Annotated in this window: 12 protein-coding genes and 1 rRNA gene; 8 read left to right on the plus strand and 5 right to left on the minus strand. The window is 60.8% G+C overall.

Going from position 1 to position 8,981, the window contains the following annotated elements; translation table 11 throughout:
- Positions 1 to 228: type IV toxin-antitoxin system AbiEi family antitoxin domain-containing protein (locus H1Y01_RS00725; protein WP_180538180.1), on the minus strand; the 228-nt coding region annotated here is incomplete at its 3' end.
- A 418-nt stretch (positions 229 to 646) separates the two neighbouring features.
- Here H1Y01_RS00725 and H1Y01_RS00730 point away from each other — a divergent pair.
- From H1Y01_RS00730 to nadD, 3 genes are read left to right on the plus strand one after another with little or no spacing between them, the layout of a single operon-like run.
- Complete coding sequence (locus H1Y01_RS00730; protein ID WP_180538181.1) at positions 647 to 1,147, plus strand: peptidylprolyl isomerase; 501 nt, start codon at positions 647 to 649, stop codon at positions 1,145 to 1,147.
- Complete coding sequence (locus tag H1Y01_RS00735; protein WP_180538182.1) at positions 1,144 to 1,767, plus strand: 3-keto-disaccharide hydrolase; 624 nt, start codon at positions 1,144 to 1,146, stop codon at positions 1,765 to 1,767. Before H1Y01_RS00730 ends, H1Y01_RS00735 begins: the two co-directional genes overlap by 4 nt.
- A gap of 6 nt (positions 1,768 to 1,773) precedes the next feature.
- Entirely contained in the window at positions 1,774 to 2,343 is a 570-nt protein-coding gene (gene nadD / locus H1Y01_RS00740; RefSeq protein WP_180538183.1) for a nicotinate-nucleotide adenylyltransferase, read from the plus strand.
- Positions 2,344 to 2,346: 3 nt separating this feature from the next.
- On the opposite strand, the gene H1Y01_RS00745 is transcribed toward nadD, so the two are convergent.
- Positions 2,347 to 2,796, minus strand: coding sequence for a hypothetical protein (locus H1Y01_RS00745; protein ID WP_180538184.1), 450 nt, complete (start codon positions 2,794 to 2,796; stop codon positions 2,347 to 2,349).
- Between the two features lie 111 nt (positions 2,797 to 2,907).
- On the opposite strand from H1Y01_RS00745, the gene H1Y01_RS00750 reads away from it, so the two are divergent.
- Genes H1Y01_RS00750 through H1Y01_RS00765 form a run of 4 tightly spaced genes read left to right on the plus strand, consistent with a single transcriptional unit; the run spans position 2,908 to position 6,211 of the window.
- Positions 2,908 to 3,918 (plus strand): metal-dependent hydrolase, encoded by a 1,011-nt coding sequence (locus H1Y01_RS00750; RefSeq protein WP_180538185.1) that lies wholly within the window; start codon positions 2,908 to 2,910, stop codon positions 3,916 to 3,918.
- A gap of 36 nt (positions 3,919 to 3,954) precedes the next feature.
- Complete coding sequence (metF, locus tag H1Y01_RS00755; RefSeq protein WP_180538186.1) at positions 3,955 to 4,863, plus strand: methylenetetrahydrofolate reductase [NAD(P)H]; 909 nt, start codon at positions 3,955 to 3,957, stop codon at positions 4,861 to 4,863.
- Between the two features lie 21 nt (positions 4,864 to 4,884).
- Positions 4,885 to 5,382 (plus strand): DUF4870 domain-containing protein, encoded by a 498-nt coding sequence (locus tag H1Y01_RS00760; protein ID WP_180538187.1) that lies wholly within the window; start codon positions 4,885 to 4,887, stop codon positions 5,380 to 5,382.
- A 4-nt stretch (positions 5,383 to 5,386) separates the two neighbouring features.
- Positions 5,387 to 6,211, plus strand: coding sequence for a sugar phosphate isomerase/epimerase family protein (locus H1Y01_RS00765; protein WP_180538188.1), 825 nt, complete (start codon positions 5,387 to 5,389; stop codon positions 6,209 to 6,211).
- Here the strand turns inward: H1Y01_RS00765 and H1Y01_RS00770 are convergent.
- Together H1Y01_RS00770 and H1Y01_RS00775 are read right to left on the minus strand one after the other, a co-directional pair.
- Positions 6,208 to 6,426, minus strand: a complete 219-nt coding sequence (locus H1Y01_RS00770) for a hypothetical protein (protein ID WP_180538189.1) — start codon at positions 6,424 to 6,426, stop codon at positions 6,208 to 6,210. The two genes, H1Y01_RS00765 and H1Y01_RS00770, sit on opposite strands and share 4 nt — an antisense overlap.
- 21 nt (positions 6,427 to 6,447) lie before the next feature.
- Positions 6,448 to 7,464 (minus strand): hypothetical protein, encoded by a 1,017-nt coding sequence (locus tag H1Y01_RS00775; RefSeq protein WP_180538190.1) that lies wholly within the window; start codon positions 7,462 to 7,464, stop codon positions 6,448 to 6,450.
- A gap of 253 nt (positions 7,465 to 7,717) precedes the next feature.
- Between H1Y01_RS00775 and H1Y01_RS00780 the strand changes: the two genes are divergently transcribed.
- Positions 7,718 to 8,767 carry a carboxypeptidase-like regulatory domain-containing protein gene (locus H1Y01_RS00780; RefSeq protein WP_257644398.1) on the plus strand — a complete coding sequence of 350 codons (1,050 nt, stop codon included), beginning with the start codon at positions 7,718 to 7,720 and terminating at the stop codon, positions 8,765 to 8,767.
- A gap of 74 nt (positions 8,768 to 8,841) precedes the next feature.
- Here H1Y01_RS00780 and rrf read toward each other — a convergent pair.
- Positions 8,842 to 8,958 (minus strand): 5S ribosomal RNA (rrf, locus tag H1Y01_RS00785).
- Positions 8,959 to 8,981: the final 23 nt, after the last annotated feature.

The following is an 8,981-nucleotide window of genomic DNA, read 5'->3' on the forward strand; positions in this document are numbered from 1 at the left end:
GTCGTCAGCCTTGGCCCAAAGCACGGCTTCCCAGTACTGCGAGAATCGATCCGACGGAAAATGGGGGATGCGGTATACGCCGCGAGCGGCCCGCTCCAGCCGCCCCCGCTGCGTGAGGCGCGCCAGCACGGAGTCCGCGATCCCAGCGTCTCTCGCCTGCTTCGCCGTCAGGAGCCCGTCATGCTCCTCAGCGAAGGCGATCAACTCGTTGAACCGGGTCTGGGGCACATAATGATCGTCGCACCCTACCGGAGCCTTTGTCAATATAGTTCCAAGATGGAACTATATTGACAGATGGGATGGATGGTTTTTGCGGAGCGGGCGCACCGGTTTACCCGGTCGCGTCCACCGCGAGGGAGTAGAATTGCAGCGGAGGCAGTTTATGGCCGATACACCCAAGAAATGCGCGCACCCCGCTTGCCAATGCATGGCGCCGGCGAACGAGAAGTACTGCAGCACCACTTGCAAGGACGCAGGCGACATGGTGGAAATTGAATGCAAGTGCGGCCATCCGGCTTGCGCTATCTGACACGCGGAAGCATCTCGGGCTGGGGCGCTGAGCCGGTGGCGCGAGGTTAGCCACCGGTCGCTCACGCTCTCGGCCCGGTAACGGTCTTGCCGTGCCTCGGCACGCTACAATTTGACCATGCCCAATGATGTTTTCGCTGATTTCGACACGACCGAGGGAAAGTTTCGCGTCCGTTTATTCGCCGACAAGGCGCCTAAGACGGTCGAGAACTTCATCGCTCTCGCGGAAGGCGGCAAGACCGGGCAGCCGTTCTACGACAATCTCATCTTCCATCGCGTGATTCCGGACTTCATGGTTCAGGGTGGATGCCCGGAAGGGACCGGCCGCGGAGGTCCCGGCTATAAGTTCGCCGATGAGTTTCATCCCGATCTGAAGCACTCCAAGAAGGGGATTCTCTCGATGGCCAACTCCGGGCCGAACACCAACGGAAGCCAGTTTTTCATCACCGTCGCGCCGACGCCGTGGCTCGACCGGAAGCATAGTATCTTCGGCGAGGTGGTGGACGGCTACGACGTTGTGGAGAAGATTTCGCGCGCGCCCCGCGATGGACAGGACCGGCCGAAGAAAGAGATCAGGCTCAATTCCGTAACGATCGAGCGGACGGAGGCGGGTGCGTGAACAGGAAACGGCGGATCAGTGCGGCGTGTCTGGCTCTCGTTGCCTCCGCGATCCTGATAAACAGCTCGCATGCGCAGTCGAAGTGGACGCCGCTATTCGACGGGAAAGATCTGGCCGGATGGGATGGCGACCCGCGCCTATGGTCGGTGCACGACGGCGTTCTTGTAGGTTCGACCGATCAGACTCCGATTAGTCACAACGAGTTCCTGATCTCAAAGGAGCAGTTCGGTGACTTCGTGCTGCATGCGGAGATGAAGCTGCGTAACCACAACAGCGGCATTCAATTCCGTAGCGCAGCTTATCCCGAGTATGTGGTCAAGGGTTACCAGGCCGATGCCGGTCAGGATAACTACTGGGGCAACTTATACGAGGAAGGCGGAACGCGCGGCACGATGGTCGATGGTTGGGCAGCCGGCGGTAAGGAAGTCGCGCATCTGGGGGGCTGGAACACGTACGATATCCGGTGTCAGGGCGACCACATTACGATCACGCTGAATGGAAAACAAACCGTCGACATACACGATTCGAAAAGCCTGACCGGAGTTATCGGACTGCAGTTACATGCGGGAACTCCGATGGAAGTGTCCTTCCGCGATATCAAGATACAGAAGCTCGACTAACCGCGCGTGCGTAGAATCGGAATCCTTGGCGGTACGTTTGACCCGATCCACAATGCGCACTTAGAAATGGCGCGCGCCGCGGCCGCGCAATGCGAGCTATCCAAGGTGCTTGTTATTCCGGCAGGCAATCCGCCGCACCGCACCGCGACAGCAAGTTTCGCGGACCGTTTCCGCATGGTCGAGATCGCGTGCGGGTGTGGTCCCCTGTTTGAGCCTTCGCCGATCGAAGACTGCGTGGGCAAGAGCTATACGGTGGATACGGTCGAGCGATTGCGCGCGGAGTACGGCCCCGACGTGGCGTGGTACTTCATTATCGGCGCCGATGCATTCGACGATATCGAGAGCTGGCACCGATGGCGCGACTTAGTTCCGTTAGTGACTTTCGCAATTGTGGGGCGGCCCGGCGCGGAGTATCGGATTCCGAATAACGTGTGCGCGAAGCGCGTGGAAGGCGTGGAGTTGCCGGTATCTGCTTCGGACATCCGGGCGAAGCTGGCGGAGGGCCAGGACAATCTTGACCTGCCGGCGGGAGTACTGAACTATATCCGGGAGCGGAAGCTATACGGGGTAAGTTGAGATTCACGGTTGCAGCGGTGTGATATCGGTAACCGGTAAGTCCCAGTGGGCGAGTAGAATTTCGAACCGGCGCTGCTCCTCGCGCTGGTAAGTGGTTTGGTCGGGCCAGAGCTGCTTGATCAGCCGCTCCTCGTCGGGATTGGCCGTTGTCGCCAAGGTCGAATTCTTGAAGCGGATGGTCACGCGATAGTCCCAACGCGCGTCCTCGGTCATATGGTTGGCGGGAGTTTCGATCTTGACCGAGAGCATGCGCCCGCTGTCGACCATCTTCCTAAGTAACGGATAGTGGTTCTTGAGAAAGAGCTGCTTGAACTCTTGTTGGTGGCCCCACTGCACCTTGTAGTAATACTCCATGGTGTAAGGTTGATCGGGCGCGGACTGCGGCGGGGCGCCTTGAGCGAGCAGCGGCCGTGTGCCGATCGCAAGTAACAACACAAAGGTCAAAAGCTTCATCGGTCCTCCCGTGGGTGCGATCTATTCTGGCACATCTTCCATAGCGGCAAGGTTAGCCCACGGTCGCTCACGCTTGCGGCTCAGAATCGCTCCGCTGCTACTGTGGGGCAGATGGACAATCTCACGCACTCGCTAGTGGGTTTGTTTTTGGCGCGGGCCGGGTTGAACCGCTTGGCCCCGGACGCTACCGCCGCCATGATACTCGCCGCCAATCTGCCGGACGCCGACATCGTCGCGGGAGTGGGCGGGGCGCCGGCTTATCTGGAATGGCATCGCGGGTGGACCCATTCGCTGCCTTGTTCCCTGTTGGTTGCTGCAGCGGCCGTGATTCTAGTCCGCGTCGTTACGCGAAAGAACGAGAAGTGGGCGGGAGCGATTTTTGCGGCCTGGATCGCGGTCCTCTCGCACATCCTGCTCGATCTGACGAACGACTACGGAGTTCGGATCTGGGCGCCGTTTTCGCAACAGTGGTTTCACTGGGACACGACGTTTGTGATCGATCCGTGGATCTGGGCGGGCCTACTGATCGCGTTCTTCGCACCGATGCTGGGCGATCTGATCTCCTCGGAAATCGGGAAGCATCGCCGCGCGTATCCGGGGCGGGCGTGGGCGATCACCGGGCTGTTGTTTCTTCTGGTTTATGACGGAGCCCGCGCGGTGCTGCATCAGCGCGCGATCGCGGTCATGGATGCGCGGCTTTATGGCGGGACACCGCCGGTCGTGACCGCTGCGTTCGCCACGCCGCTGCGTCCGTGGATGTGGGATGGGCTGGTGGAGACCGCCGATACGGCGTATCTGTATGAGCTGAATCTGGCGGACCAGTTCGACCCTGGCGCGGGGAAGACGTTCCACCGCTGGGACCCCCGCGATGCCCCGGGCGATGCTCTTGCGGCTTTGCGGACGGACCACGCGTTCCGCGTGTTGATCGACTTCTCTCAATACCCGTTGTGGCGCGTCATCGCGGACGCCAACAACGCGCGCTATACCTTGACGGACTTGCGATTCGGCGATCCGGTCGCCCGGACGTTCAGCTGCTCGGCGCGCCTGACCGGGGAGCATACGGTTGCGGACGAGCGTTGCAACTTCAGCTTTGCTTCGAACTACTCCTCCCAACCAAGGTAGGACCGACAACGGCGTAAGAACGCATACAATAGGGAGATGAAAATAGGCGATCATCTTGCCCGCGGATACTCGTCCTTCTCGTTCGAGTTCTTTCCTCCGAAGTCCGAGGAAGCCGCGGCCCAACTCGAGCGAACCATCGCTGAACTCAGCGTGTTGAATCCGACATTCGTGTCGGTCACTTACGGCGCCGGCGGCTCGACGCGGGAGAAGACGCTGGATATCGTCAGCCGCGTCAAGACCGGAACCGGGATCGAGGCGATGGCGCATCTCACGTGCGTCGGGTCCACGCGCGCGGAGATCGAAGGGGTGCTCGATCGTCTGGTCGACGCGGGCGTCGAGAATGTTCTGGCGCTGCGCGGCGATCCGCCCAAAGGGCAAACCGAGTTTGTGGCCGTAGAGGGCGGGTTTCGTTACGCGAACGACCTGGTCAGCATGATTCGGGAGCGCTATGGCAAGCGGTTGTCGGTGGGGGGCGCCTGTTACCCGGAGCGGCACACGGAATGCGCCAACCCGCACGTCGATCTGACCAACCTCAAACGAAAGGTAGATGCGGGGCTTGATTTCCTGGTGACGCAGCTGTTCTTCGATAACCGGCGCTACTTCGAGTTCGTGGATCGGGCCAGAGCCATCGGCATTCGCGTGCCGATTCTGCCGGGGCTGATGCCGATTACCAATGCGGCGCAGGTGGAGCGATTCACGCAGTCCTGCGGTGCGGCGCTGCCGTTCCAGCTCGCCGCGGAACTCGATCGCCGGCGCAACGATCCGCAAGGAGTGCTGCAGCTTGGCGTGGCGCACGCGACCGCACAAGCGATCGATCTACTCATGAGTGGCGCGCCGGGACTGCACTTTTATACACTAAACCGCAGCACTGCTACCAAGGACGTGTTCCAGGCGCTCAAGGCGGCCGGGTTCACGGACCGGGCGGAAGTCACTTCCGCCGCATAGCGGAAGCCCAGAGGAAACCGAATGGTCAATTGCGCGAAGTGCGGAACGGCGTTTGAGGGGCGATACTGCCCGAATTGCGGCGCGCCGGCGGAACCGGTCACCGAGAAGCCGGGGGCGTCATTCGGCGGTGCGGGGGCCAACCCAGGCTATTCGGCCGGTGTGCCGCCGCCGATAACCGCCGGGCCCGTTCCCGGAGTTCCCCGTAATTGGGCCTCCGTGATCTGCTACGTGGTTCCGATCGTCGGCCCCGTTGTCTTCTTGTTCCTCGCGCCCTACAACCGCGACCGCAAGATTCGGTTCGATGCCTATCAGGCACTGTTCATCCATATCGCATGGATACTGATTCGGATCGTCATTTCAGTCGCGATCAATCCGATGTCGTGGCGGCTGGCTGACTTGCTTTGGAATATCTGCGGGCTGTTGTATCTCGCGCTCATCATCGTGATGGCGGTGAAGGCCTACCAGAGCGAGAAGTTTGTCCTGCCGATCGTCGGGCCGTTAGCGGAAAAGCAGGCGTAGACCGATGCACGCGGCGAGCCGGCGCGAGGCAATCAAGCTACTCGGCTTTGGCGCGCTCCCGCTGTTTGGCCAAACTGCCAAGCCGAAGCGGCCGACCGTCTGCGTGCTGTCGAGCGCTTTAACCGGCGTGTGGTATGCGGAGATCGGCGAAATCGTCAAGCAGCTCGGGTTCGACGGGGTCGACATCACCATGATGCGCGGCGGGATGGTGGAGCCGCAACTCGCTCCGGTGGACGAGGTCCGCGCCCTCGAGAGCATCCATGGAGCCGGTCTGGCGGCTCCGATCGTCACGACGGCTTTGCGAACGCCGGCCGATCCGTGGTGCCGGACGCTGCTTGCGCTGGCGGGCCGCACGGGAGTGGGACTGGCCAAGATCGGGCCCGCTCCGCGGCGTGAAACTACCGGGCTGGCCTATGTCGGCCGCGAGTACAGCATCGCGGTGCTGGTGCAGGCCGGCGGCGCGGGACAGATGACGTTGGCGGATGCGCGTACGATGCTGGCGGATATCGATCCGGTGTGGTCCGGAATCTGTCTGCATTCGAGAGTATTCGCGCCGGGGTCGGACGTCGGTGATGACGAGGTTCGCGATGCGATGCCGCAGGTGAAGGCGGTGACGATCGCGGATCACAATGCGCAAGGCCCGAAGCCTTTAGGGCAGGGCACGGTGAACTTCGACAAGATGTTTGGGCTATTGGCGCGGGTGGGTTTCAGCGGGCCGCTGACGGTCGAGAGAACGTACAAGACGCCGGACGAGCCGGGGGCGCTGACGCAGGACGCCGAGTTCGTGAAGAAGCACGTCGACGCCGGGTTCGGCGGAATGCGGACTTAGCTGTTGCTGAGTACGGTCGAGACTTCGCTGTAATCGTGATTCGCGGACTCGATCGCGGCGCGGACGCTCGGACGCTGCTCGAGTTGTACATCGTGAGGGCAGCAATCGCTGCAGCTCTTACAGAGCGTGCACAGGTGATCGTCGCACGTGTCCTTGGTGCAAGTTACGCAGATACGAGTGGATTCCTGCTCGCAGATCGTACAGAAGAACGCCATCTTTTTTGAGTGTAGCTCGCGTCAGGCAATAACGTGTCGCAGCTTGGTGACGCGGCCGACTTCAACCCATTCGACGACGAAGATGTTGCCCGCGTGATCGAAGCAGGCGCTGTGCGGGCAAACGAACTTACCGGGCGTGAAATGGTCGCGCGAGAGCTTGCGGGTGTCGGACCATTTCGATTGCGAGTCGTCGCCGAGGTGTTCGATGACCTGGTTGTTCCTATCGAGCAGAGTGACGCGCGCGCCGAGATCCGGGACGACCACATCCCCGTTGCGGAATACGTTGAAGTGGCAGGGGAGGTTGGTGCCGGCGATGGTGTCGATCGGCGTGCCGTCGAGTTGGAAACGCTGGATGCGGTGGTTGCCTCTATCGGCAACGACTAAGACGGGCGTGCCGCTTCTCGTATCGACGATCAGACCGTGCGGGCAATCGAGTTTCCCGAGTTCTGTACCTTTGCCGCCGAAGGTGCGGACGTAGTTGCCTTCGCGATTGTATTGATTGATGTAACTGGAGCCGTAGCCGTCGCCGATATAGATATCGCCATTCGGCGCAATCGCGAGGTTGGTGGGCGAGTACTTGATGTAGCCATGACTGTAAGGCTCGGCCATCGAAGGGTAGCCGAGCATGAAGACTTCTTCGCCGTCGAGGGTCGATTTCACCACTACGGCGCGTTTGGTGTCGCAGAGATAGAGGAATTCCTGATTCCCTTCACGCTGGATCTTCAGGCCGTGGGCGCCGCCGCGAAACTCGGCTCCCCAGCTTTTGACGAACTTGCCATTGCGATCGAAGACGACCATCGTGTCGTGCGATTCACTGGCCGCGTTGACGGTATGGTGGATGTAGATGCGGCCCTGGCTGTCTTCGCAGACGCCGTGGGTGTTGCCGTATTGGATGCCGGCGGGAAGTTCGCCCCAGTCGTGAGTGACTTCGTAGGTGTGGTCGCCGGAACCGATAACCGGCTTGGCGGAACCGGACTTGTTCTGCGCGCCGAGAATGAGCGGAGCAGTGAGGCCGGTTAGGAATTGGCGGCGGAGCATTGGCAGCGATGATATCAGAATGAGCAGCGTTACGACCGAGATGTGTGAAGGCGTCCATTTCCCCGGTGGAGACAGGATGCTTCTCCTCGATCGCCGGCGTCTCTCCGCCGTGCCGCAAATGGAATCGATCCGTGTCGGATGTTGTCCCCGTAATAAGTTGCAGGCGGCCTTTTGGCGGCATCTCCAACGAGAGTGCCGCGGGTCCGATACCTGGCTGGAACGGGAAACAGGGAGATCAACGTTGACGCCACCAATGGAAACGCGAAAGCCGAACAGACGAACGCGAATTGCCGCACTTTACCTCCTCACAGGCGTATTACTCGCCAGTGTTCCGTCCCTTCGCGCGCAGTCGGCCGCGGCCAACGTGCCGCCAGCAAACCCGACAACAGTCGCCGGTCGAGTGATCGATTCTACGGGAGCTTCCGTCGTTGGCGCAAAGGTGTCACTGAGCTTCAGCGGGAACCCCACGATCCTGAGCGTTGTTACCGGAACCGACGGGGCGTTTTCAATCGTGGTCCCCGCTTCCGGGAGATTCGACATCGCGGTCTCGGCTCAAGGATTCGCGGCCGCCCACGCATCCGGAGAGGCCAGGACCGGTGAAGAGACCGCGCTGCCGGACATCGCACTGGCGGTCGCCCCGGTTTCCACCGAGGTTCATGTCGAAGGGAATCCGGCTGCGATTGCAACCGCACAGGTGCGTGCTGAAGAAAAACAGCGGGTCCTGGGCGTGATTCCAAACTATTACGTTAGCTATTACGAGGACACCGTACCTCTTCGGCCAAAGCAGAAGTTTGAACTGGCATGGAAGTTTACGATCGATCCGGTTAGCTTTGTTATCGCGGGCGTCATCGCCGGGGTGCGGCAGGCAAACGACAGCTTCAGCGGCTACGGCCAGGGAGCGGCCGGATATGGCAAGCGCTACGCAGCCGCCTACGGCGACTTCCTCACCGGCACGTTCCTCAGCAACGCGATTTTTCCCTCACTGTTCAAACAAGACCCGCGCTACTTCTACAAAGGAACGGGCTCCAAACGCTCGCGCATCCTGTACGCACTCTCGACCTCGGTGATTTGCAGGGGCGACAATGGGCGCTGGCAACCGAACTACTCCAACATTCTCGGAGGCCTCGCGTCCGGCGCTATTTCGAACGCCTACTATCCCGCCCGGAATCGCGATGGCGCCGCGCTCACGTTCGAGAATGCGGGCATCAATATCGGCGCAAGCGCCGCTGCAAGTCTTGTCCAGGAATTCCTGTTCAAGAGGATAACGCCACATGTGGGGAAGGATTCGTCGCTGAAGCAGTAGGTTGGCTTGGCTGCCCGGTTAAGACGGGCGGGACGCAAAAAAGCCCGATCGGGTGATCGGGCTCTTAAGGAGTAACCGGGCGACTTCCTACTCTCCCACACACTTGCGCGTGCAGTACCATCGGGGCTGAAGGGCTTAACTACCGTGTTCGGGATGGGAACGGGTGGGACCCCTTCGCTAAGGTCACCCAGAAGTGTTTACTCCGGATGGAGAA

The sequence above is a fragment of the Nevskia soli genome, assembly GCF_903970205.1.
Taxonomy (GTDB): Bacteria; Acidobacteriota; Terriglobia; order Bryobacterales; family Bryobacteraceae; genus Bog-113.